This window comes from Pseudomonas sp. RC10 (assembly GCF_038397775.1).
In the GTDB taxonomy this organism is placed as follows: Bacteria; Pseudomonadota; Gammaproteobacteria; order Pseudomonadales; family Pseudomonadaceae; genus Aquipseudomonas; species Aquipseudomonas bambusae.
In genome coordinates, this window is sequence record NZ_CP151650.1 from 6277333 (window position 1) to 6301618 (window position 24286).

A 24286-nucleotide genomic window follows, 5' to 3' on the forward strand; every position below is an offset into this window, starting at 1 on the left:
GGTAAATGAGCATCCAGGGCTGTTTCGTTGCTACTGGACCGGCGCAGTCGAGTGAACAGGTTCTCCTGAGGAGAGACATTGTGAGTGAGCTAATTCGTGTACCCGACATCGGCAGCGGTGACGGTGAAGTCATTGAGTTGTTCGTCAAGGTTGGCGACCGCATCGAGGCCGACCAGAGCCTGCTGACGCTGGAGTCGGACAAGGCGAGCATGGAAATCCCTGCGCCGAAAGCCGGTGTGGTCAAGAGCCTGAAAGTGAAGCTGGGCGACCGCCTGAAAGAAGGCGACGAACTGCTGGAGCTGGAAGTGGAAGGCGACGCCGCCGCTGCGCCTGCCGCCGAGCCTGCTGCTGCCGCTCCGGCTGCTGCCCCTGCTGCCGCTGAAAAGCCTGCGGAAGCGGCTGCCCCAGCACCGGCCGCTGCGCCTGCACCTGCCGCCGAAGCAACCGTTCAGGACATCCACGTGCCGGACATCGGTTCGTCGGGCAAGGCTCGCATCATCGAGCTGATGGTCAAGGTGGGCGACAGCATCGAAGCTGATCAATCCCTGATCACCCTGGAATCCGACAAAGCCTCGATGGAGATCCCTTCTCCCGCCGCAGGCGTGGTCGAAAGCATCAGCGTCAAGGTCGAAGACGAAGTCGGCACTGGCGATCTGATCCTGAAACTGAAAGTCGCGGGCGCAGCGCCTGCCGCCGCTCCTGCTCAGGCGGCTGCACCGGCTCCGGCCAAGGCTGACGCACCGGCTGCGGCACCGGCAGCGGCTCCTGCACCGAAAGCTGAAGCAGCACCTGCTCCGGCAGCGGCCCCGGCAGCGAGCGGCGCGAAAGTCCACGCTGGCCCGGCTGTTCGTCAGCTGGCTCGCGAGTTCGGCGTTGAGCTGAGCGCCGTGGCTGCCACCGGTCCACACGGCCGTGTCCTGAAGGAAGACGTGCAGGCGTACGTCAAATCCATCATGACCAAGTCCAAGGAAGCGCCTGCTGCTGGCGGCGCAACCGGCGGCGCGGGCATTCCTCCGATCCCGGAAGTCGATTTCAGCCGTTTCGGCGAAATCGAAGAAGTGCCGATGACCCGCCTGATGCAACTGGGCGCGTCCGGCCTGCACCGTAGCTGGCTGAACATCCCGCACGTCACTCAGTTCGACCAGGCCGACATCACCGACCTGGAAGCTTTCCGCGTTGCGCAGAAAGCCGTCGCTGAGAAAGCGGGCGTGAAGCTGACCGTGCTGCCACTGCTGCTCAAGTCCATCGCGCACCTGCTCAAGGAACTGCCGGACTTCAACAGCTCGCTGGCCCCAAGCGGCAAGGCGGTCATCCGTAAAAAGTATTTCCACATCGGTTTCGCGGTGGATACGCCGGACGGCCTGCTGGTCCCTGTGATCAAGAACGTTGATCAGAAGAACCTGCTGCAACTGGCTGCTGAAGCCGCTGAACTGGCTGAAAAAGCGCGCTCCAAAAAGCTGTCGGCCAACGACATGCAAGGCGCCTGCTTCACCATTTCGAGCCTGGGCCACATTGGCGGCACCGGCTTCACGCCGATCGTCAACGCGCCGGAAGTCGCCATCCTGGGTGTCTCCAAGGCGACCATGCAACCGGTCTGGGACGGCAAAGCCTTCCAGCCACGCCTGATGCTGCCGCTGTCGCTGTCCTACGATCACCGCGTGATCAACGGCGCCGCAGCTGCACGCTTCACCAAGCGTCTGGGCGACGTGCTGGCCGACATCCGCACCATCCTGTTGTAAGCCGTACAAGGCCCGCCTCTTGCGAGACGGGCCTTCGCTGTTTTTCGAGCTGCCACGCTCGTACCTCAACCCCGCCCATTTGGCGGGGCTTTTTTTGGGCGTGGGAAGAGTCTGTAGGGCAGACATCCCCCGGGAAATCGGGTATTAACAGACTTGGAAGCGCCTCAGAATCACGAATAACAACCACTTACCCTCTCTTTCCGACAAATCCGACCAACAACCTTCAGTTAATGTGCGATTTGCCGACAGATTTATAGCACTAAGCCATCGCGCTCACTTGTCAGCCCGTTCGCCATGATGCAACCTTGCGACACGCGATTTCACAATGGGCGCCTGCCCATGCGCGACAGTACTCTTAAAGCGAGTTCCTTCATGAAAAGCCAACCTGATGCTGCCGCCCGATCGGCAGCCGAGGTCGTGACGCAATTGCCGGTGCCCTCGCGGCTCGGCATGCTGCGTTTCGAGCGGCTGAATGAAGCCAGCTGGGCGATGCTGTACCTGGACCCCAGCTGTGAAAAGCAATTCGACATGCCCGCCGTGGAGCTGTGCGCCCTCATCGGCGCGCCCTACGCGAGCCTGATGGAGCCGGAAGCGCGCTATCAGCTGCACGACGCCATCCAGATGCAGATGGCCAGCAACTCGCATTACGTCATTCGCTACACCCTGCACACCACACGCGGCCCATTGGGTCTGCTGGAAGTCGGCGAAGGCTATCGACAGCATAACCGCGAGCTGCTGCGGGGCTATCTGATGGTGGTCGACGAAGTGTTCGACGCCAGCGAGCTGACGTTCAGCCCCGATCTGGAAGTGCAGAACTCAAGGCTGCAAATCGCGCTGGAGCTCAATCAGCGTGCGCAACACGAGCAGTTGCAGCACCTGGAGCGTGTTCGCGCTCAGCAAAGCCTGATCCTGCGTCTGGCGAAACACCGCTACAGCTCCAGCAACTCGTTGCAGGAAGCCGCCGAGCTGATCACCAAAAGCGCCTGCGAAATCTACGACATCGCCCGCGCCGCGATCTGGAACCTGAACGGCCAAACGCTGGAGCCCATCGCGGAATACCGCCGCGACACCGACGAATACCTCACCGCCCGGCCCATCGACATCAGTCGCTTCCCCAGTTATCTGGAAGCGTTGCACACCAGCCGTGCCATTGATGCGAACGACTTCGAGCAAGACCCGCGCACGAAGGAACTGGCCGAAAGCCTACTGCCGCGCCAGATCAGCGCGATCCTCGATGCCAGCGTGCGCATCGACGGACAGGTGGTCGGCGTACTGTGCCTGGAGCACACCGAAATAGGTCGCGAGTGGCAATCCGATGAAATCGCGTTCGCGGGAGAGCTGGCCGATCAATTCGCCCACGCCATCAACAACCACAACCGCCGCACCGCCACCAACGCCCTGCACCTGTTTCAGCGTGCGGTCGAGCAAAGTGCCAACGCGTTTCTGCTGGTGAATTGCGATGGCGTGGTTGAGTACGTTAACCCGAGCTTCACGGAAATCACTCAGTACTCCGCTGATGAAGTCCACGGCCACCGCCTGTCGGAACTGCCAGCGCTGGAGAATCTGAACTCTCTGCTGCTCGACGCCAACTCAAGCCTGGCCACCAGCAACAGTTGGCAGGGTGAGTTCAAGAGCCGTCGCAAGAACCTGGAACCGTACTGGGGCCAGTTGTCGATCTCCAAGGTCTATGGCGACAACCGCGAACTGACGCACTACATCGGCATCTACGAAGACATCACTCAAGCCAAGCTCTCCCAACAGCGGATCGAGCGCCTGGCCTACACCGACAACCTGACCAATCTGGGCAACCGCCCCGCGTTCATTCGTACCCTCGACGAGCATTTCGCCCGGGACATCGAGACGCCGATCAGCCTGTTGCTGGTGGACATCGACAACTTCAAGCGCATCAACGACAGCCTCGGCCACCAGACCGGCGACAAATTGCTGATCAGCCTCGCACGTCGCCTGCGCAACAGCCTCAGCCCGACCGGCATTCTGGCGCGGTTTGCCAGTAACGAATTCGCCGTTTTGCTGGACGACACCGGCCCTGACGAAGGTCAGCGCATCGCCAGCCAGGTGCTGACGACGCTGGACAAGCCGATGTTCGTCGACAACCAGTTGATCAGCGTCACCGGCTCCGTGGGCCTGGCCTGCGCGCCGTTGCATGGCCGCGATCCTCAGACCCTGATGAAGAACGCAGGCCTGGCGCTGCACAAGGCCAAGGCCAACGGCAAGCATCAGGTACAGGTGTTCACTGAAGCGCTGAACGCAGAGGCCAGCTACAAACTGTTCGTCGAGAACAACCTGCGCCGCGCCCTGACCCAGAACGAGCTGGAAGTCTTCTACCAACCCAAGCTGTGCCTGCGCACCGGCCGGTTGTTGGGCATGGAGGCGCTGCTGCGCTGGAATCACCCTGAGAAGGGCATGATCCGCCCGGACCAGTTCATCAGCGTGGCCGAAGAAACTGGCCTGATCATCCCGATTGGCAAGTGGGTGGCGCGCCAGTCATGCCGCATGAGCAAGCAACTGACCGCCGCCGGTTACGGCAAGCTGCACGTGGCGATCAACGTCTCGCCCAAGCAGTTCTCCGACCCGGATCTTGTCAGTTCGCTGGCCAGTATCCTGCGCGAAGAACAGCTCGACCCTTCCCTGTTGGAGCTGGAGCTGACCGAAGGCCTGCTGCTGGAAGCGACAGAAGACACGCGCTTGCAGTTGGAATCCCTGAAAACCCTGGGCCTGACCCTGGCCATGGACGATTTCGGGACCGGCTATTCGTCGTTCAGTTACCTCAAGAAATTCCCCATCGATGTGATCAAGATCGACCGCAGCTTCATCCGCGACATTCCGGATGACCAAGACGACATGGAAATCACCTCGGCCGTTATCGCCATGGCGCACAACCTCAAGCTCACCGTGGTCGCCGAAGGCATCGAGACCGCCGAGCAATTGGCCTTCCTGCGCCGCCACCGTTGCGACGTGGGTCAGGGCTATCTGTTCGACAAGCCGATCCCTGGCGAAAACCTGATCGAAGCCCTGCGCCGCTACCCTCGCGGGCCATTGGCCTGATTCAACGTCCCCGTCCTACGCCTCCCGTCGACACTTTCCCCTCCTGACGATGTGCGGCAAACTTGTCGCCTACAGTTGAATCAGAACATTCTGACCCCACTAACGGCAGTCACCTGTCCAGAGAGGATTGACCTCATGGCTCTGCGTTCGGAAATTCTTGTGAACAAAAACGAAATGCCTACCGCCCAGCAAGCGCTGCCGGGCCGTGAAACCCCGATGGCCCTCCCTGAAACCCACTTCGTGAATGGCCGTCCGCTGCTCGGGCCGTTCTTCGAAGACGTGGAATTCGCGATTTTTGGTCTCGGTTGCTTCTGGGGCGCCGAGCGTCGTTTCTGGCAACGTGATGGCGTGATCAGCACAGTCGTGGGCTACGCGGGCGGCTTCACGCCGAACCCGACCTACGAAGAAGTCTGCTCGGGCCTGACCGGCCACAGCGAAGTCGTTTTGGTGGTGTACGAGCCTGCGAAAGTCAGCTACGACGAATTGCTGGCGATGTTTTGGGAACTGCACAACCCGACTCAGGGCATGCGCCAGGGCAATGACATCGGCACTCAATACCGCTCGGTGATTTACGCCACCACGCCCGAGCAACTGGACGCGGCGCAGGCGAGCGCCAAGGTTTTCCAGGCTGAACTGACCAAGGCCGGTCTGGGAGAGATCACCACCGAAATCGACCAGGCGCCGACCGTGTATTTCGCCGAGGCGTATCACCAGCAGTACCTGGCGAAGAACCCGCAGGGCTATTGCGGGATTGGCGGGACCGGGGTGTGCATGCCGGCGAGCTTGAATCCTTAAGGCTCGACACATCCCCTGTAGGAGTGAGCTTGCTCGCGATGCGGCGTATCAGTCACGTTTGACCAACCTGACAGACCGCAATCGCGAGCAAGCTCACTCCTACAAGGATCGGGGACACCCGGGAAACCACTCAGGATTCGGCAATCAACCAATCTATCCGCCAATCACCCTGGGTCTGCCCCAACTTGCTGGCCAGCCACGGCAGCAGTTCGCGCAATTCCTCTTCCAGTCCCCACGGCGGGTTAGCAATCGCCAGGCCCGAGCCGTTCAGGCTGTTCGGCGTGTCCAGCGGGTGCACCAGCAACTCCACGCGCAGCAGCTTCGGCGCGCCGGTTTCCGCCAGTTCCTGATAGAAACGCTTGAGCGCGCGCTGGTCCTTGATCGGGTACCAGATCGCCGCGACGGTCTGGCGCATGCGGCTGATCGTTTCTTTCAACGCCACGGAACAGCGTTTCATCTCGTCCAGTTGTTCGAACGGTGGATCGATCAGCATCACGGCGCGTTTTTCCTGCACAGGCAGCAGCGCCCTCGGCACGTGCCAGCCTTCACCCAGGTGCACAGCAACGCGGCGGTCGTATTTCATGTTGTCTTTGAGCAGGGCGCCGTCTTCGGGGTGCTTCTCGTTGAGCAGCACGCGGTCCTGCTCGCGGGTGACGCGCCGGGCCAGCTCAGGCGAACCGGGGTAGTAGCGCAACTCGCCGGTCTTGCGGTTCATGTGACGGATGACGTCCATGTAACCGGCAGCGGCGGCGGGAATGTCATCCGCTTCCCACAAACGACCGATGCCCTCGATCCACTCGCCGGTGCGAGTCGCCTGATCGCCTTGCAGGTCATACAGCCCGAGGCCTGCGTGGGTGTCGAGGTAGGCGAGCGGCTGCTCCTTGCGCGACATCAGCGCGATCAAGCGAGTCAGGACGATGTGTTTCAAGACGTCGGCGTGGTTGCCAGCGTGGAAGGCGTGACGGTAGTTCATGGCGGCTCCTGGAAGGCTGCGGAGTTTACCAAAACCGTCGACGTTGCGCAGACCGCCCGTAGCCTGGCGAAGATCGCCAAACGTCAGGCAAAAAAAGCCCCGGTTAAGCCGTTACAAAACCGGGGTTGAGGGACTTGCGCGGGCTAGAGGGTGACCAAACCGTGGCCCGAGCAATGTTGAATGACGCCATTATGCCGAATTAACTAAATGGTTACATAGCTGAAACCGACACAGTGATGTGCATGCCAGACATTGCCGACGACAGGTATTGCCGAGCGTGCGGCGCACTACCAGAATCGGCTCAACCTCAATAAAAGGAGCGAGCGTCATGATGCATGCAGACCTGATCGACCAAGACGATCTTCTCGGTCAACTCAGATCCATCGGCTTTGAAATGCCATCAGGCGCCACCGCCGAACAGGCCTGCGCCCAAGCGGTTTGCGGCCTGACCGAAGACCGCGCCCGTGCGTTGCGTCAGTTGGTGGAGAAAATGCTCAGCGGCAGCGCGACCATCCTGCCAGCGGTGCGCCAGGCGATCGATCAGCAGTTGTTGCCCGCGTTGGCGACGTATAACAAAGGGCGCGCACAGGCCTGAGCACGCCCTGGAAACTGTGGGAGCGAATTCATTCGCGAAAGATCGTACAGCTGATAGAAATCTGTCGGATGTACTGGCCGATCGCGAATGAATTCGCTCCCACAAGGGGTCATGCGCCCGGCACATAACCCCAATATTGTCCCGCCTGCTTTTACAGCCTCACACTCGCAAACGTCGATTCATTCCGCGCTTGGCTCAAGGCCGACAACGGGCCGGACAGCGGCGCCAGCACCATGGCTTGCGGAATCGGCATCATCGCCACTTGCTGTGCAGTGTTGGAGCCTACGCGTTCGTCACGCGGCGGAATGCCGAAGTATTCGCGGTAGCACTTGGAGAAGTGCGGCGTGGAGACGAAGCCGCAGACCGACGCCACTTCGATAATCGACATCGGCGTCTGCTTGAGCAGCTGACGCGCGCGGATCAGGCGCAGCTTCAGGTAATAACGCGACGGCGAGCAATGCAGGTATTTCTGGAACAGCCTTTCCAGCTGACGTCGCGACACCGAGACGTAGACGGCCAGTTCGTCGAGGTCGATCGGCTCTTCGAGGTTGGCTTCCATCAGCGCAACGATTTCCTGCAACTTCGGTTGGTTGGTGCCGAGCATGTGCTTGAGCGGCACGCGTTGGTGATCCTGCTCGTTGCGGATGCGCTCGTAGACGAACATTTCCGAGATTGCGGCGGACAGTTCACGCCCGTGATCGCGGCTGATCAGGTGCAGCATCATGTCCAGCGGCGCGGTGCCACCGGAGCTGGTGAAGCGGTTACGGTCGAGGGTGAACAGACGGGTGCTCATGGCCACGCGCGGGAAGGCTTCCTGCATCGCGGCCAGACATTCCCAGTGCACGCTGCAATCGAAACCGTCGAGCAGACCGGCGCATGCCAGTGCCCAACTGCCGGTGCAGACCGCGCCCAGACGGCGGGACTGGCGCGCCTGGCTTTGCAGCCAGCTCACGTGTTCGCGAGTCACCGTGCGTTGAATGCCGACGCCGCCACAGACGATCACGGTGTCCAGCGCCGGTGCCTTGTGCATGGCCGCGTCGGGGGTAATTTGCAGACCGTCGCTGGCCCAGACCTGGCCGCCGTCGACGCTCAGTGTGGTCCAGCGATACAGCTCACGGCCAGACAACTGGTTGGCCATACGCAGTGGCTCAACCGCAGATGCGAGAGAGATGAGTGTGAAATTGTCCAACAGCAGAAAGCCGATGGATTGAGGCGCACGGTTCTGGGGTTGAGCCCCGGAGTTGAACGAAGTCATCACGGTATCTCCTCACACGAAAAGCGGTTGATGGCCCCAATTAGAGGCTCTTGTTGTTTTGCCCTCGTCAGTGGAGAGCTTTGTCTATTGCAACGCAAATGCCATGCCTAAAGTTGAATGGGCATTCAATAACTTCTGATAGCGACGTCGCGATGCGTCTATTCGGGAGCGACATGGGTGTTCCGTTAGCGACCTATCGATCCGGGAGCCTTGAGAACATTGGGCGGGGTGAGCAAATCGGTATCACTTGTGTGAAAAACCCCGAGATCAGACGCTGAGGGAGTGTCACCCAGTGCACGGCTGACCGACGGTAGGTCGGTGGCATGCATGCGTTATGGCTTTGCGCCATGACCCCACACTTCACGCGCCAAAAGGTAGCGGCGGATTTGGCGCGTGAGCGAAAAGCGAGCAGAAGCGATTAAGCAAGGCATGGTCTGTTGGGATGCCAAGGTTATCTTTTGAGAAGACTTGGAATTTATGTGGGAGACGCCGGAGGTTTGGCGTCTGCCTCACAAGGGATATTGACTCAGCACTCCACCGCGCTGACTGCCAACCCGCCGCGCGACGTTTCTTTGTATTTGTCGTGCATGTCGGCGCCGGTGTCGCGCATCGTACGGATGACGCGGTCCAGCGAGATGAAGTGCTGGCCGTCACCACGCAATGCCATTTGTGCCGCGTTGATGGCCTTCACCGCCGCAATCGCGTTCCGTTCGATGCACGGCACTTGCACCAGACCGCCCACTGGATCGCAGGTGAGACCCAGGTTGTGTTCGAGGCCGATTTCGGCGGCGTTGCACAGCTGCTCAGGCGTAGCCCCCAGAATGTCGGCCAGACCCGCAGCGGCCATGGCGCACGCCGAACCAACTTCGCCCTGACACCCCACTTCCGCGCCCGAAATCGACGCGTTCTTTTTGCAGAGGATGCCGATCGATGCCGCGCCGAGGAAATAATCCACGACGTTGGCTTCGCTGACTTCATCGCTGAATTTCACGAAGTAATGCAGCACGGCCGGAATGATCCCCGCCGCACCATTGGTCGGCGCCGTCACCATGCGCCCGCCCGCTGCGTTTTCTTCGTTGACCGCGAGGGCGAAGAGGTTGACCCACTCCATTGCGCTCAGGGTCGAGCCGATGACGTTGGGCTTACCCAGCTCTTGAAGGCTGCGGTGCAAACGCGCGGCACGACGACGCACGTTCAAGCCACCTGGCAACACGCCCTCTTCTTTAAGGCCGTGCTCGACGCAATCTTGCATCGCTTTCCAAAGTCGCATGAGCCCGGCGCGAATCTCTTCTTCGCTGCGCCAGACTTTCTCGTTTTCCAGCATCAGTTCCGAGACACGCAGGTTGTGCTTCTCGCACAGACGCAGCAGTTCTTCGGCGCTGGAAAAGTCATAGGGCAAAACCGTGCTGTCGGCATCGAGCACGCCGCTGGCCGCCTGTGCCTCGTCCACCACAAAACCGCCGCCCACCGAGTAATAGGTGTCGCGATGCATCTCGCCGCTCGCATCGAAGGCGATCAGCGTCATGGCGTTAGGGTGATAAGGGAGGTTTTCGTCGATGAGCAACATGTCCCGCTGCCAGACGAATGCGATCGGATGATCGCCGTTGAGCTTCAGGGTGTCGGTTTCGCGCAATTCGGCGATGCGACGGCCAATGGTGGTCGGGTCGATTGCGTCCGGCCATTCGCCCATCAGGCCCATGATCACGGCGTTGTCGCTGCCGTGTCCGACACCGGTTGCCGACAGCGAGCCATAGAGGCGCACTTCGATGCGTTCCACGTGCGCCAGCTTGTCGCTTTCACGCAGGCCCTGAACGAACAACGCGGCGGCGCGCATCGGCCCCACGGTGTGAGAACTGGATGGGCCGATACCGATCTTGAACAGGTCGAACACGCTGATAGCCATTTACCGCAAACCTCCGAAGAACAGGGCTTCCGGCGCGCCAAGCGGCCGGAGACGGAGCTGCTACGCTTCTAGCTGCAGTCCATCGAGATGTCGGCATCATCAGCCTTTTATCTGGAGGGACGGCGTCTCACACCGACTCACTCTTGTCCACGAACGCCGCGGCTGATGATCCGCAGGGGGCAGCACTGTGCGTGGAGAAAGTGCCACTGTTTTCGACACTTTTTGCCGCAAGGACACTCGAAAAGCGTTCGGCGGACGGGGAAAAAATCTGTAAGCGACGTCACTGACACTGGATACGACCCCCTCTGTACTGGTTACGACGCACCCTGTAGGCGTTTGATTTTGGCTGTTACATGATCGTTGTCGACTCAATCGCCAGACGCAGTGATAGAGCTGTTTTTCCACTTGACTCGCCGACACCAAAAAAACGCGTCAGCCCTGACTGATGACGAGAAGAAAGCACCTAAGGAGTCCAACCATGAAAGGTTCACATAAGCTATTGCTAGGCGTTGCGTTGAGTCTGCCGATGCTGGCCCAGGCCGCAGAGCCCGCCGCTTGCCAGACGGTCAATTTCTCTGATGTCGGCTGGACCGACATCACGGCCACCACGGCCACCACCAGCGTTGTCCTCCAGTCGCTGGGCTACAAAACCAAGACCACGATGATTTCCGTGCCCGTGACCTACAAATCGCTGGCCGATGGCAAGAACATGGACGTGTTCCTCGGTAACTGGATGCCGACCATGGAAAACGACATCAAGGCTTACCGTGACGCAGGCACAGTCGAAGTGGTGCGCACCAACCTCAAGGGCGCCAAATACACCCTGGCCGTCCCGCAAGCGCTCTACGACAAGGGCCTGCACGATTTCGCCGACATCGCCAAATTCAAGAAAGACCTCGACGGCAAAATCTACGGCATCGAGCCTGGCAACGACGGCAACCGCCTGATCCAGAGCATGATCGACAAAAACGCCTTCGGCCTGAAAGACGCAGGCTTCAAGGTCGTCGAATCGAGCGAAGCCGGCATGCTGTCGCAAGTGGACCGCGCCTCCAAACGCGACACCGCCGTGGTGTTCCTGGGCTGGGCACCGCACCCAATGAACAAGCGCTTCAAGATCCAGTACCTGACCGGCGGCGACGACTTCTTCGGACCTGACTTCGGCGCTGCAACCGTCGCGACCAACACACGCAAGGGTTACAGCCAGGAATGCAGCAACGTGGGTCAGTTGCTGAAGAACCTGGAATTCACCGTCGACATGGAAAGCGAGCTGATGGGCAACATCCTCGACGACAAGATGAAACCGGAAGCAGCCGCCAAGGCGTGGCTGAAGAAAAACCCGCAAGTACTCGACACCTGGCTGGCGGGTGTCACCACAGTGGACGGTAAACCTGGCCTGGATGCCGCTAAAGCCGAGCTGACGAAGTAACTCGACACGCAGGCGGGCGCGCCCGCCTGTTGTCCTCTTTTCATCCCGCACGCGGACAATCGATATCATGCTGACTGATCATAAAATCCCCCTAGGCCAGTACATCGCAGGCTTTGTCGAATGGCTGACGCAACACGGCGCCAGCACCTTCGACGCCATCGCTTCGTCGCTGGAATCCATGATTCACGGGCTTACCGGTGGCCTGACCTGGTTTAACCCTTTCGTTCTGATCGGCTTGATTGCTCTGCTTGCTCACTTCATTCAGCGCAAGTGGGGCCTGACCGCCTTTGTCGTGATTTCCTTTCTGCTGATCCTGAACCTAGGCTATTGGCAGGAAACCATGGAGACCCTGGCGCAAGTGCTGTTCGCCACCCTGGTCTGCGTGGTCATTGGTGTGCCGCTGGGCATCGTCGCCGCACACAAACCGTGGTTCTACACCGCGATGCGCCCGGTCCTCGACCTGATGCAGACGGTCCCGACTTTCGTTTACCTGATTCCAACCCTGACCCTCTTCGGGCTGGGCGTGGTGCCGGGTCTGATTTCGACGGTGGTGTTCGCGATTGCCGCGCCTATCCGTCTGACCTATCTGGGCATCTGCGATGTCCCGCAAGAACTGCTCGACGCCGGTAAAGCCTTCGGCTGCTCCCGCCGTCAACTGCTGTCCCGTATTGAACTGCCCCACGCCATGCCAAGCATCGCGGCCGGTATCACCCAGTGCATCATGCTGTCGTTGTCGATGGTGGTGATTGCGGCACTGGTGGGCGCCGACGGCCTGGGCAAACCCGTGGTCAACGCACTGAACACTGCTGATATCGCACTGGGCTTCGAAGCGGGCCTGGCGATCGTACTGCTGGCGATCATGCTCGACCGTATCTGCAAACAACCCGACGCTAAAGTGAGGGCCGACGCATGAGCATCATCAAATTCGACCAGGTAGACGTCGTCTTCTCCAAAGACCCGCGCGAGGCTCTCAAGCTGCTGGATCAGGGCCTTGCGCGGCCGGAAATCCTGAAGAAAACCGGCCAGATCGTCGGTGTTGAAAAAGCCAGTCTGGAAATCAACAAAGGCGAGATCTGCGTACTGATGGGCCTGTCCGGTTCGGGCAAATCCAGTCTGCTGCGCTGCATCAACGGCCTGAACACCGTGAGCCGTGGCTCACTGTTCGTCGAGCACGAAGGCAAGCAGATCAACATCGCGAACTGCACGCCCGCCGAGCTGAAAATGATGCGCACCAAGCGCATCGCGATGGTGTTCCAGAAGTTCGCCCTGATGCCCTGGCTGACCGTTCGCGAGAACATCAGCTTCGGTCTGGAAATGCAGGGTCGCCCTGAGAAAGAACGTCGCCAGCTGGTAGACGAGAAGCTCGAATTGGTCGGCCTGACTCAATGGCGCAACAAGAAGCCCGACGAACTGTCCGGCGGCATGCAGCAACGTGTGGGCCTGGCCCGTGCGTTGGCAATGGACGCCGACATTCTGCTGATGGACGAACCGTTCTCGGCACTCGACCCTCTGATTCGCCAAGGCCTGCAAGATGAACTGCTGGCCCTGCAGAAGAAACTCAGCAAGACCATCGTGTTCGTGAGTCACGACCTGGACGAAGCCCTCAAGCTCGGCACCCGCATCGCGATCATGAAAGACGGCCGGATCATTCAGTACAGCGTGCCGGAAGAAATCGTGCTCAACCCGGCGGACGAATACGTGCGGACCTTCGTGGCCCACACCAACCCGCTGAACGTGCTGTGCGGTCGCAGCCTGATGCGCCCGATCAACGATTGCACCCGCATCAACGGCTCCCAAGTGTGCCTGGACCCGGGCAACGATTCGTGGATCGATCTGGCCGACGGCAACACCATCAAAGGCCTGCGTCAACACGGCGCGCCAGTTGACCTGCAAAGCTGGGAACCGGGTCAGTTGGTAGAGAATCTGGGCCGCAGACCGACCGTCGTGCACTCGGACATCGGCATGCGCGAAGCCCTGCAGATCCGTTACCACACCGGCAACAAGCTGGTGCTGCAAGAGAACAACCAGTTGGTCGGCATCCTCGGCGACAGCGAGCTGTACCACGCGCTGCTGGGCAAGAACCACGGCTGACCGCACAAACGCTTCACGCAAAACCTGTAGGAGTGAGCTTGCTCGCGAAACGTCAGTAGATCCAACAAATGGAGTGACTGACAGAACGCAATCGCGAGCAAGCTCACTCCTACAATTGATCGTTTCAACAAGCTGATTCGGCATATTTCGTGCCCTTTCCGCACGCCCACTGTTTTTTCTTGATTGAACGTTCAATTAAAAAGCAATAGACTGGAGGCCGTTTTTCAGTCCTTAACGATCACTCGGCGAGCCAAGGAGACTCACAGATGCCCAAGGTCGGTATGCAACCCATTCGGCGCCAACAACTGATCCAGGCCACGCTCACGGCGGTGGACCAGGTCGGCATGGGCGACGCCAGCATTGCGTTGATCGCCAAACTGGCGGGGGTCTCCAACGGCATCATCAGTCACTACTTTCAGGACAAGAACGGCCTGATCGCAGCGACCATGCGCCACTTGATGAACGCGCTGATCGTTAACGTCGCCGAGCGGCGTCAGGCGCTGACCGATGACAGCCCGCGCGCGCATCTGAAAGTGATCATCGAGGGCAACTTCGACGCCAGCCAGGTCAATGGCCCGGCGATGAAAACCTGGCTCGCTTTCTGGGCCACCAGCATGCACTCGCCGACGCTGCATCGCTTACAGCGGATCAACGATCACCGCCTGTATTCGAACCTGTGCTGCCAGTTCCGCCGCGTCTTGCCGTTGGAACAGGCGCGCACCGCCGCTCGTGGTCAGGCGGCGTTGATTGACGGCTTGTGGCTGCGTGGCGCGCTTTCGGGTGACGCCTTCGATACCGAACAGGCGCAACAGATCGCCTACGAATACATGGATTTCCAACTGGCAAAAGCGCCGCGCCGATCCTGATAGGGACGGCAAGCGGCCCGACAACGATTGGCACTGCGCTCGGCGCATCCGGTCAACGCCCATCACAGACAACTGCGAGGACTTTATGGCCCGTTTCGAATTGCAAAAACTCTACATTGACGGTGGTTACGTCGACGCCAGCGGCGATGCGACTTTCGAAGCCATCAACCCGGCCACCGGCGAAGTGCTCGCCAAGGTCCAGCGGGCCACTCAGGCAGACGTCGAACGTGCCGTGACCAGCGCTGAAAAGGGCCAGAAAATCTGGGCCGCGATGACCGCGATGGAGCGTTCACGCATCCTGCGTCGCGCCGTCGATATCCTGCGCGAACGCAACGACGAACTGGCCGAGCTGGAAACCCTCGACACCGGTAAAGCGATCTCCGAAACCAAATACGTCGACATCGTCACCGGCGCCGACGTGCTGGAGTATTACGCAGGTCTGGTCCCTGCCATCGAAGGCGAACAGATCCCGCTGCGCGACACCGCGTTCGTCTACACCCGCCGTGAGCCGCTGGGCGTCACCGTCGGCATCGGCGCTTGGAACTACCCGATCCAGATCGCCCTGTGGAAATCCGCACCGGCCCTGGCCGCCGGTAACGCGATGATCTTCAAGCCGAGCGAAGTCACCTCACTGACCACCCTGAAACTTGCCGAAATCTACACCCAGGCAGGCGTGCCGAATGGCGTGTTCAACGTACTGACCGGCAGCGGCCGTGAAGTCGGCACCTGGCTGACCGAACACCCGCGCATCGAGAAAGTCTCGTTCACTGGGGGCACCGACACTGGCAAGAAAGTCATGGCCAGCGCGTCGAGTTCGTCGCTCAAGGAAGTGACCATGGAACTGGGCGGCAAGTCGCCGCTGATCATCTTCGACGACGCCGATCTGGACCGCGCAGCCGACATCGCGATGATGGCCAACTTTTACAGCTCGGGTCAGGTCTGCACCAACGGCACCCGCGTGTTCGTGCCGAGCGCGTTGAAGGCTGCGTTCGAAGCGAAGATCGTCGAGCGCGTGAAGCGCATCCGCGTCGGCAACCCGCAAATCGACACCACCAACTTCGGCCCACTGGTCAGCTTCGCCCACATGGAAAGCGTGCTGGGCTACATCGCCAAGGGCAAGGAAGAAGGTGCGCGCCTGCTGATCGGCGGCGACCGTCTGACCCAGGGTGAATTCGCCCAAGGCGCCTTCGTGGCACCCACCGTGTTCACCGATTGCAGCGACGACATGACCATCGTCAAAGAAGAAATCTTTGGCCCGGTCATGAGCATCCTCAGCTACGAGACCGAAGAAGAAGTGATCCGCCGCGCCAACGACACCGAGTTCGGCCTGGCCGCCGGTATCGTCACCCGCGACATCACCCGTGCGCACCGTGTGATTCATCAGCTCGAAGCAGGCATTTGCTGGATCAACGCCTGGGGCGAGTCCGACGCGAAGATGCCGGTTGGTGGTTACAAGCAATCGGGGGTCGGGCGCGAAAACGGGATCAGCTCGTTGGCGCAGTACACGCGAATCAAATCGGTACAGGTCGAGCTAGGCGATTACGTTTCGGTGTTCTGAACCCGGCCTTACGCCATGACCCGATCTCTGTAGGAGTGAGCTTGCTCGCGATGACGTTGGCACAATTTGCATCTTTGCCGGCTGACCCGCCGCTATCGCGAGCAAGCTCACTCCTACAGGTCCAGATCTCGCTTCGGCTAGCGCACTAGCATGGGGTGCTAGGGGTAGAGCAGCCACACCGCTCCCCCTCCCCTCTCTCATTGGCCATTTTCTCCAGAGGGAGTTCTTCAATGTCCCAGGAATTCGACTACATCATCATCGGCGCAGGCTCGGCCGGTAACACCCTGGCCGCCCGTCTCACCGAAGACGCGGGCGTCACGGTCCTTTTGCTTGAAGCCGGAGGCCCGGATTACCGCGCCGACTTCCGCACGCAAATGCCTGCCGCCCTCGCCTTCCCGCTGCAAGGCCGGCGCTACAACTGGGCGTACGAAACCGACCCTGAGCCGCACATGGACAACCGCCGTATGGAGTGCGGTCGTGGCAAGGGCCTGGGTGGCTCGTCGCTGATCAACGGCATGTGCTACATCCGCGGCAACGCGATGGACTACGACGGTTGGGCGAAACTGCCGGGCTTGGAAAACTGGACCTATCTCGACTGCCTGCCCTATTTCCGCAAGGCCGAAACCCGCGACATCGGCCCTAACGATTACCACGGCGGCGAAGGCCCGGTCAGCGTCACCACGCCGAAAGCGGGCAACAACCCGCTGTTCCACGCGATGGTCGAGGCCGGTGTGCAAGCGGGCTATCCGCGCACCGACGACCTCAACGGTTATCAGCAGGAAGGCTTCGGTCCGATGGACCGCACCGTCACGCCGAATGGCCGTCGCGCCAGCACCGCGCGTGGTTATCTGGACGAAGCCAAGCAGCGCTCGACGTTGACCATCGTCACCCATGCGCTGACCGACCGCATCCTGTTCGACAACAAACGCGCCGTCGGCGTGGCGTATCTGGTGGGCGACAGCGACACCCGCATCGAAGCCCGCGCACGCAAGGAAGTCATCGTCAGCAGCGGCGCGATTGCCTCGCCTCAACTGCTGCAACGCTCCGGCGTCGGCCCTGCAGAGCTGTTGAAAAAGCTCGACATCCCGGTGGTCCACGACCTGCCCGGCGTCGGTGAAAATCTGCAAGACCACTTGGAGATGTACCTGCAATACGCCTGCAAGGAACCGGTCTCGCTCTACCCTTCCCTGCTCTGGTGGAATCAGCCGGCCATCGGCGCCGAATGGATGTTCCTCGGCAAAGGCATCGGCGCCAGCAACCAATTCGAAGCCGGTGGTTTCATTCGTTCCCGCGAGGAGTTCGAGTGGCCGAACATTCAGTACCACTTCCTGCCGGTAGCGATTAATTACAACGGCAGCAATGGCGTGAAAGAGCATGGCTTCCAGGCCCACGTCGGTTCGATGCGCTCGCCGAGCCGTGGCCGCGTGCAGTTGAAATCGAAGAACCCGCGCGAGTACCCGAGCATCCTCTTCAACTACATGGCCACCGAGCAGGACTGGCAGGAATTCCGCGACGGCATCCGCCTGACCCGCGAGATCATGCAACAGCCTGCGCTGGACCCATACCGGGGTCGCGAGATCAGCCCTGGCATTGAGGTGCAGACCGACGAGCAGCTGGACCAGTTCGTGCGCGAACACGCCGAGACCGCGTTCCACCCGTCGTGTTCGTGCAAGATGGGCACCGACGAAATGGCGGTAGTCGATGCTGAAGGTCGCGTGCATGGCATGCAGGGTCTGCGGGTGGTCGATGCGTCGATCATGCCGATCATCACCACCGGCAACCTCAACGCGCCGACGATCATGATCGCCGAGAAAATCGCCGACAAGATTCGCGGCCGTACACCACTGCCGCGCAGCACCGCCAAGTATTTCGTGGCGGGTGATGCACCGGCGCGTGGCAAGCCGATGCGCGAGGTTGGCTCGACAGCTTGACGCTTATAATCGTGCCTAGACGCAAAACCTGTAGGAGTGAGCTTGCTCGCGATCGCGTTTTTTCAGTCACCACAATGGTGCCTGGCAATCGGTGATCGCGAGCAAGCTCACTCCTACAGTTACGCGTGGGCATGAACTTTAGTTCTCTCCCCCGCCGCAGAGCCCTTCCGCGCTATGATTCGGCCCATTGCCCTCCGAATCGCCAAGGAGACATCCTGCATGTTCGACTTCTCCGCTCAACTCAAGCAGCGGTTTGCCGCCCTGCAGAGCAGCGCCCAGTTCTTCTCGCTGCGCTACGTCAAACAGACCAGTCAGCACCTCTCAGTGCGCAAGAACGTCCCCGAGCCGCCGCAATTGAGCACCGACGAAGGCGTGATGCTGACCGTGCGCGTCAACGGCGTCGAAGCCTACGCTGCGACCAACGACATCTCGCAACGGGGCCTGCAAGCCGCACTCGAAAGGGCCGAAGTTCAGGCGCGACAGCTGGCCACTCATTCGCTGCTCGATCTGCGCGAACACGCCGTCGCCACCCATCGCGCCGATTACCTGTCGCCCAACCTCACCCGTGCCTTCCCTTCATTGAGCGATTGCTACGCGTTGCTCGGTCAGGAATCCGCCGCCGTGCCCAAGGACGAGCGCCTGGTGAACTGGCAGGTCAGCCTCGGCCTGGAAAACGTCGAACAGATTTACCTCAACAGCGCTGGCGCCGAGATTCGTCAGGCCCAGCGCTTCGTCTTCCCCGGCCTGAGCGTCACTGCCTACGATGGCCAAGACAGCCAGACCCGCAGCCTTGGCCGCGATAACTTCGGCCAGCAAGGTGGCGCGGAGGTCATCACGTCCTGCGGCATCATCGGCGCAGCGGCCAATGTCGCGGATCAGGCGCTGCAACTGATCATGGCGCCCAACACCCCGACCGGCCCACGCGACCTGCTGCTGACCCCGGACCAGATGATCCTGCAGATCCACGAATCCATCGGCCACCCGCTGGAGCTGGACCGCATCCTCGGCGACGAGCGCAATTACGCCGGCACCAGCTTCGTCAAAACCAGCGACTTCGGCACCCTGCAATACGGCTCGGACCTGCTCAACGTGACGTTCGACCCGGAGATCCCGCAGCAACTGGCGAGCTACGGTTTCGACGACGACGGCACACCCGCGAGCAAGCAATTCCTGATCAGGAACGGCGTGCTCGAACGGCCTCTGGGCGGTGCGCTGTCGCAATACCGCAGCGGCATGGAGGGCGTCGCCAACAGCCGCGCGTGCAGCTGGAACCGCGCGCCCATCGACCGCATGGCCAACCTCAACATCGAGCCGGGCGACCAGTCGATGCAGGCGCTGATCGGCGGCATCGAACACGGCATTCTGATGAGTACCAACCGTTCGTGGTCAATTGACGATGCGCGCAACAAATTCCAGTTCGGCTGCGAGTGGGGCCAGTTGATCGAAAACGGCGAACTCAAGGGCGTGGTCAAAAACCCGAACTATCGGGCCATTTCCGCGCAGTTCTGGCGCAACCTCAGCGCCGTCGGCGACGCCAGCACGTTTCAAGTCTTGGGCACGCCCAACTGCGGCAAAGGCGAACCCAACCAAGTGGTGCGCGTGGGCCATGCTTCGCCTGCCTGCGTGTTCGCCAACGTCGATGTGTTCGGAGGTGACGCCTGATGTCTCATCAAACCCAATTCAAGGCGCTGGTCGAATGGCTGAACGGCGCGGTCACGCCGCAGGAACGTTTCACTCTCAGCTACAACGCCGAGGCGTCGGACTTCATTCGGTTCAACCATGCCAAGGTCCGTCAGGCCGGGCATGTGCAGCAGGCCAACGTGTATTTCAAGCTGATCGAAGACGGTCGCCACGCGGACCTGAACCTGACGCTGTCCGGCGATGAAGCTTTGGATCGTCAGCGTTTGGGCGAGGCACTTCATCAACTGCGCGAGACGCTGGCACTGTTGCCGGTCGATCCCTATCTGCTGCTCAACGAGAATGCCTGGCAAAGCAGCAACGTTCAGGACTCGCCGCTGCCCGACAGTGCCCACGTGGTCGAGCAAATCACGCAGCTGGGCGAGGGGCTGGACCTGGTGGGCATTTACGCAGCCGGGCCGATCTATCGCGGTTTCGCCAGCTCCAATGGGGGGTTCGGCTGGCATCAGGCGAACAGTTTCAACTTCGACTGGAGCCTGTTCCACGAGAACGGCCAGGCGGTGAAAGCCAACTACGCCGGCCATGCCTGGAGCGACGAAGCGTTCGCGAAACGTTTCGCGCTGGCCCGCGAACAATTGACGTATTTAGAGCATCCCTCGCACCCTCTCGCGCCGGGCCAATACAGGGCCTACCTCGCACCCGCAGCGCTGGAAGAAGTGATGAGCATGCTGTGCTGGGGCGGTTTTTCGGCGCAATCGCTGGCGGACAAAACCAGTCCGTTGCAACGTCTGTACGACGGTCACGCGACGCTGAATCCCTTGGTGAGCCTGGACGAACAGGTGACCGGCTCCCTGTCTCCGGCGTTTTCGGGCGAAGGCTATCCGCGCTCGGACCTGTCGTTGGTGGTCGAGGGCGTCGCGAAAGACCGGCTGATTGACTCGCGCAGCGCCGCCGAATACGGCCTCACCGCTAACGGAGCCGGATGGGGGGAAGCGCCTGGCGCGTTGAGCATGAACGGCGGCTCGCTGGCGCTGGACGAAGTGCTGAAGGAACTGGGCACGGGGCTGTACATCAGCAACCTGTGGTACCTGAACTTCTCCGACCGCACCGCCGGGCGCATCACCGGGATGACCCGCTTCGCGACGTTCTGGGTCGAGGACGGCCAAATCAAGGCCCCAGTCAGCACCATGCGTTTCGACGACAGCATTTTCAGTTTGCTGGGTGGAGCGTTGGAGCAATTGACGAAGGAAAGGGAACTCATCCTCTCGGCGAGCACCTACAGTCAACGTCAGACGGCGTCGAATCTGCTGCCGGGGGCGTTGATCAGCAAGCTGACGTTGACTTTGTGACAACTCGCGGCTTACGCGAAACCCTGTAGATACCGTCTTGCCCATCACCGGGCAAGCGCAATTTCTGCGTCGAACGGCTTGCCCGATTTCAGCACGCCATAGACCAGATGCAGCAGCTTTCGCATTGCTGCACAGATGATCTCTTTTGGGGCTTTCCCATTGGCGCGCATCCGGGTCTTTAGCTCTCGCAACACCGCGTTGTGCTTTAGGCCAGCCATGCCTGGCATGTAAAGCCCGGCGCGCAGCCTTTTCGAGCCGGTTTTGGATATATGGGTCGGGCCTACCGACTCTCCCGAGCTAGCACAACGTGGGTCCAGGCCCGCAAAGGCAACGATAGATTTGGGGCCCTTGTAATCCAATGGGTCGCCGAGTTCGGCCAGGATCAGCGCTGCGGTCGTATCCCCCAGCCCGTCGATGGTCACGATCAGATCGCGCTTCTGGCGCAGGTCAGGATCGTCGTCAATATTGTCTTTGATCGCTTTCCTGGTCTCGTCGATCTGTTGCTTGACGTGGCTGATCACCGACTCGATCGACGCTTTGACCTTGTCTTCGGCGACATCCAGACGATTGCTTTCCATCTGCTGAATTTCCTGCAAATCTTCCAGTCGACGCACCAACGCGCGCAAGCGCCGACGTGGCGCGGGCTCCGGCACCCACTCGCGCAGTCTGGTGTGCTTGTCTTGCGCATAGCGGGCGATCAGCTTTGCATCGGCCTTGTCGGTTTTGACCCGGCGCAGCTCATCCTTGCCGTACTGGTGGAGGATCGCAGGGTTGACGATGCACACCCGGTATCCGTGAGCGTGAAGGCAATCAGCAACGCCCTGGTGGTAGACGCTGGTGGCTTCCATCACGACCCAGGCATGGGGCTCGGAGTGGGTGGTAAGCCAGTCGAGCAGCACCTGATAACCCTTGGGATTATTGGCCAGCCTGGCTTTGGTCCTGAACTTCCCGTTATCCAGCGGGGTGGCGATATCAAATGAGTTTTTGGCGATATCGATGCCAACAAAAGCAGACATGGCGCTCTCCAGAGTCGATTGCACACGATCATCGCGTCACCCGGTCCTGCCTTGTACATGCGTGCTCACGCCGAAGGCGCGCACTGGATACCGTTCGGACTTTTCGAGTGAGGTTGGAGAACCGGAGCTCTATCTACTTTGTAAGCTCTGAGGCCTTAGGAGCTGAACAGCTTCCCGGCTCTCCCTCGATGATCAGTCGAGAACTATGGCGCGATGAAACGCCAGAGTCGAGATACAAGGAGCTGGCTTGCCTGCGATCTGGCGCGAAGCGGCAGTAGAATCATACGCCTTGGCCCTTTCTGACCCACCGCGTTCGCCGGGTTTACTGCCGCTTCGCAGCAGATCGCAGGCAAGGTGGAGCGCCACCCCGGCAGCTCCTACGGCCTTCGGCCAGAAGCAGACCGAGATAACCAGCAATCAGCAACACCAAAGCGCCAACCCACAAAAATCAAAAAGGACCCACGATCCACATGCCGACCACCACGCCGCAACTGGACGCCAGAACTCTGCGCTGGATGCCTTGGGTCATTGCCATCGCCTTTTTCATGCAAAGCCTGGACGGCACGATCCTCAACACCGCGCTGCCGTCCATGGCCCGTTCGCTGTCCGAAGACCCGTTGCGCATGCAGTCGGTGATCATCGCCTACATGCTGACCATCGCCCTGTTGATTCCGGCGTCGGGCTGGATTTCGGACCGCTTCGGGATCAAGCGGATTTTCTTCAGCGCGATTCTGTTGTTCAGCTTCGGCTCATTGCTGTGCGCAGCGGCCAACACCCTTGGCATGCTGGTCGCGGCCCGGGTGATTCAAGGCTTGGGCGGCGCGTTAATGATGCCGGTCGGCAGGCTGATCGTACTGCGGGCCTATCCGCGGACGGAGCTGGTGCGCATCCTCAGTTTCATCACCATGCCTGCCTTGCTCGGTCCGCTGATGGGGCCTACGGTCGGCGGCTGGCTGGTGGAATACCTGAGCTGGCACTGGATCTTCCTGATCAACATTCCCGTGGGGATTCTGGGCTGCTTCGCGGTGCGCAAGTTCATCCCTGATCTCGTGGGCGGCGGACGCACGCGTTTCGATCTGGTGGGGTTCTCGCTGTTCGGCGCCTCGATGGTGCTGATCACCATCGCGTTGGAAGGCCTGGGCGAACTGCACCTGCCGCACCTGCGTGTGGTGATGCTGCTGTTTGGCGGCATGGCCTGTCTGGCGGCGTATTGGCTGCGGGCAGGCCATGTGGAATCCCCGCTGTTTTCTGCAGCGCTGTTCCGCACCCGCAGTTTCGCGGTCGGGATCATGGGCAACCTGTTCGCCCGTCTGGGGAGCGGGGCACTGCCGTTTCTGGTGCCGCTGATGCTGCAAGTGGCGCTGGGGTATTCGCCGTCCCACGCCGGGATGAGCATGATTCCGCTGGCCTTGGCCGCGATGTTCGCCAAGCCGTTGGCCACCCGCGCCATCGAGCGTCTGGGCTATCGCATCGTGCTGACCGGCAACACCCTTCTGCTTGGCGCGCTGCTGGCGAGCATGGCGTTGGTGGACGCCGACACGCCGTATTGGCTGCTGCTGATTCACCTGGCCTTCCTGGGCGGGGTCAACTCGTTGCAGTTCTCGGCGATGAATGCCGTGACGCTCATTGACCTGGATGACGCCAGCGCGGCGAGCGGCAATAGCCTGTTGTCGGTGGTGGCGCAGTTGTCGTTGAGCCTGGGCGTTGCGTGTGCGGCGGCGTTGTTGGGGGGCTTTACCGATGATGTGTCGACGGGCGAAGTCAGCAGTGTGTTGGGCGCGTTCCAGCTGACGTTCCTGTGCGTGGGGGTGTTGGCGATGCTTGCAGCGTCGATCTTCCTGCAGCTGTCGCCACGCATGCCGCCGGAGAATCCACCGCGCAAGCCGCAGACGGAGCCTGAAATCGAGGCGTGACCGCCGGGGCCACACGCCCCTTCCGGTCGGGCGCTGATCCCTCTCTGTAGGAGCGAATTCATTCGCGAGACGGGGTTACATCCGACAGATGTGTATCGAATGTACCGGCCCCTCGCGAATGAATTCGCTCCTACAGGGGGTCGGCATTCCTACAGCGGAGATCACCGGTGCA

The 24286-nt window shown here is 60.7% G+C and carries 17 protein-coding genes; 13 read left to right on the top strand and 4 right to left on the bottom strand.

All coding sequences use genetic code 11. From position 1 onward, the window contains the following. The first annotated feature begins 80 nt into the window (after window positions 1–80). From aceF to msrA, 3 genes are all read left to right on the top strand, one after another. The gene (aceF, locus tag AAEO81_RS28190; RefSeq protein ID WP_341960389.1) at window positions 81–1739 is read left to right on the top strand and encodes a dihydrolipoyllysine-residue acetyltransferase; all 1659 of its coding nucleotides are present in this window, start codon (window positions 81–83) and stop codon (window positions 1737–1739) included. A gap of 372 nt (window positions 1740–2111) precedes the next feature. Continuing rightward, on the top strand, window positions 2112–4805 hold the full coding sequence (locus tag AAEO81_RS28195; protein ID WP_166596067.1) for an EAL domain-containing protein: 2694 nt from the start codon (window positions 2112–2114) through the stop codon (window positions 4803–4805). Window positions 4806–4940: 135 nt separating this feature from the next. Further along, complete coding sequence (gene msrA, locus AAEO81_RS28200) at window positions 4941–5600, top strand: peptide-methionine (S)-S-oxide reductase MsrA (RefSeq protein WP_166596068.1); 660 nt, start codon at window positions 4941–4943, stop codon at window positions 5598–5600. A gap of 130 nt (window positions 5601–5730) precedes the next feature. On the opposite strand, the gene rlmJ is transcribed toward msrA, so the two are convergent. Next, window positions 5731–6573: a 23S rRNA (adenine(2030)-N(6))-methyltransferase RlmJ gene (gene rlmJ, locus AAEO81_RS28205; RefSeq protein ID WP_341960390.1), complete on the bottom strand. Its 843-nt coding sequence runs from the start codon at window positions 6571–6573 to the stop codon at window positions 5731–5733. A gap of 328 nt (window positions 6574–6901) precedes the next feature. Between rlmJ and AAEO81_RS28210 the strand changes: the two genes are divergently transcribed. Next, entirely contained in the window at window positions 6902–7168 is a 267-nt protein-coding gene (locus tag AAEO81_RS28210) for a hypothetical protein (protein ID WP_166596070.1), read from the top strand. 151 nt (window positions 7169–7319) lie between these two features. Here AAEO81_RS28210 and AAEO81_RS28215 read toward each other — a convergent pair whose 3' ends face one another. Both AAEO81_RS28215 and AAEO81_RS28220 read right to left on the bottom strand, forming a co-directional pair. After that, entirely contained in the window at window positions 7320–8423 is a 1104-nt protein-coding gene (locus tag AAEO81_RS28215; protein WP_166596071.1) for a GlxA family transcriptional regulator, read from the bottom strand. A gap of 526 nt (window positions 8424–8949) precedes the next feature. Then, the gene (locus tag AAEO81_RS28220) at window positions 8950–10326 is read right to left on the bottom strand and encodes an L-serine ammonia-lyase (RefSeq protein WP_341960391.1); all 1377 of its coding nucleotides are present in this window, start codon (window positions 10324–10326) and stop codon (window positions 8950–8952) included. 478 nt (window positions 10327–10804) lie between these two features. Here AAEO81_RS28220 and AAEO81_RS28225 point away from each other — a divergent pair, with 478 nt between their 5' ends. The 8 genes from AAEO81_RS28225 (at window position 10805) to AAEO81_RS28260 (ending at window position 21185) form a co-directional block, all read left to right on the top strand. After that, the gene (locus tag AAEO81_RS28225) at window positions 10805–11752 is read left to right on the top strand and encodes a choline ABC transporter substrate-binding protein (protein WP_166596073.1); all 948 of its coding nucleotides are present in this window, start codon (window positions 10805–10807) and stop codon (window positions 11750–11752) included. Between the two features lie 64 nt (window positions 11753–11816). Further along, entirely contained in the window at window positions 11817–12665 is an 849-nt protein-coding gene (gene choW / locus AAEO81_RS28230; protein ID WP_178115732.1) for a choline ABC transporter permease subunit, read from the top strand. Next, on the top strand, window positions 12662–13843 hold the full coding sequence (gene choV / locus AAEO81_RS28235) for a choline ABC transporter ATP-binding protein (protein WP_341960392.1): 1182 nt from the start codon (window positions 12662–12664) through the stop codon (window positions 13841–13843). Before choW ends, choV begins: the two co-directional genes overlap by 4 nt. Window positions 13844–14109: 266 nt before the next feature. Next, window positions 14110–14709 carry a transcriptional regulator BetI gene (gene betI / locus AAEO81_RS28240; protein ID WP_341960393.1) on the top strand — a complete coding sequence of 200 codons (600 nt, stop codon included), beginning with the start codon at window positions 14110–14112 and terminating at the stop codon, window positions 14707–14709. Between the two features lie 85 nt (window positions 14710–14794). Beyond that, a complete protein-coding gene (gene betB, locus AAEO81_RS28245; RefSeq protein ID WP_341960394.1) occupies window positions 14795–16267 on the top strand; it encodes a betaine-aldehyde dehydrogenase in 1473 nt (490 codons plus the stop codon). A gap of 230 nt (window positions 16268–16497) precedes the next feature. Then, window positions 16498–18198: a choline dehydrogenase gene (betA, locus tag AAEO81_RS28250; protein WP_341960395.1), complete on the top strand. Its 1701-nt coding sequence runs from the start codon at window positions 16498–16500 to the stop codon at window positions 18196–18198. Window positions 18199–18417: 219 nt separating this feature from the next. Next, window positions 18418–19860, top strand: a complete 1443-nt coding sequence (locus tag AAEO81_RS28255; protein WP_341960396.1) for a TldD/PmbA family protein — start codon at window positions 18418–18420, stop codon at window positions 19858–19860. Continuing rightward, complete coding sequence (locus AAEO81_RS28260; protein ID WP_341960397.1) at window positions 19860–21185, top strand: metallopeptidase TldD-related protein; 1326 nt, start codon at window positions 19860–19862, stop codon at window positions 21183–21185. Before AAEO81_RS28255 ends, AAEO81_RS28260 begins: the two co-directional genes overlap by 1 nt. A gap of 44 nt (window positions 21186–21229) precedes the next feature. Here AAEO81_RS28260 and AAEO81_RS28265 read toward each other — a convergent pair whose 3' ends face one another. Continuing rightward, on the bottom strand, window positions 21230–22201 hold the full coding sequence (locus AAEO81_RS28265; RefSeq protein WP_341958838.1) for an IS110 family transposase: 972 nt from the start codon (window positions 22199–22201) through the stop codon (window positions 21230–21232). A 470-nt stretch (window positions 22202–22671) separates the two neighbouring features. On the opposite strand from AAEO81_RS28265, the gene mdtD reads away from it, so the two are divergent. Then, on the top strand, window positions 22672–24114 hold the full coding sequence (gene mdtD / locus AAEO81_RS28270) for a multidrug transporter subunit MdtD (RefSeq protein ID WP_341960398.1): 1443 nt from the start codon (window positions 22672–22674) through the stop codon (window positions 24112–24114). Window positions 24115–24286: the final 172 nt, after the last annotated feature.

Coding starts and splice junctions, on each gene's coding strand:
- betI (WP_341960393.1), top strand. CDS start 14,110: ATGCCCAAGGTCGGTATGCAACCCATTCGGCGCCAACAACTGATCCAG.
- choV (WP_341960392.1), top strand. CDS start 12,662: ATGAGCATCATCAAATTCGACCAGGTAGACGTCGTCTTCTCCAAAGAC.
- betB (WP_341960394.1), top strand. CDS start 14,795: ATGGCCCGTTTCGAATTGCAAAAACTCTACATTGACGGTGGTTACGTC.
- AAEO81_RS28265 (WP_341958838.1), bottom strand. CDS start 22,201: ATGTCTGCTTTTGTTGGCATCGATATCGCCAAAAACTCATTTGATATC.
- AAEO81_RS28225 (WP_166596073.1), top strand. CDS start 10,805: ATGAAAGGTTCACATAAGCTATTGCTAGGCGTTGCGTTGAGTCTGCCG.
- rlmJ (WP_341960390.1), bottom strand. CDS start 6,573: ATGAACTACCGTCACGCCTTCCACGCTGGCAACCACGCCGACGTCTTG.
- AAEO81_RS28220 (WP_341960391.1), bottom strand. CDS start 10,326: ATGGCTATCAGCGTGTTCGACCTGTTCAAGATCGGTATCGGCCCATCC.
- AAEO81_RS28210 (WP_166596070.1), top strand. CDS start 6,902: ATGATGCATGCAGACCTGATCGACCAAGACGATCTTCTCGGTCAACTC.
- AAEO81_RS28195 (WP_166596067.1), top strand. CDS start 2,112: ATGAAAAGCCAACCTGATGCTGCCGCCCGATCGGCAGCCGAGGTCGTG.
- AAEO81_RS28215 (WP_166596071.1), bottom strand. CDS start 8,423: ATGACTTCGTTCAACTCCGGGGCTCAACCCCAGAACCGTGCGCCTCAA.
- mdtD (WP_341960398.1), top strand. CDS start 22,672: ATGCCGACCACCACGCCGCAACTGGACGCCAGAACTCTGCGCTGGATG.
- msrA (WP_166596068.1), top strand. CDS start 4,941: ATGGCTCTGCGTTCGGAAATTCTTGTGAACAAAAACGAAATGCCTACC.
- AAEO81_RS28255 (WP_341960396.1), top strand. CDS start 18,418: ATGTTCGACTTCTCCGCTCAACTCAAGCAGCGGTTTGCCGCCCTGCAG.
- betA (WP_341960395.1), top strand. CDS start 16,498: ATGTCCCAGGAATTCGACTACATCATCATCGGCGCAGGCTCGGCCGGT.
- AAEO81_RS28260 (WP_341960397.1), top strand. CDS start 19,860: ATGTCTCATCAAACCCAATTCAAGGCGCTGGTCGAATGGCTGAACGGC.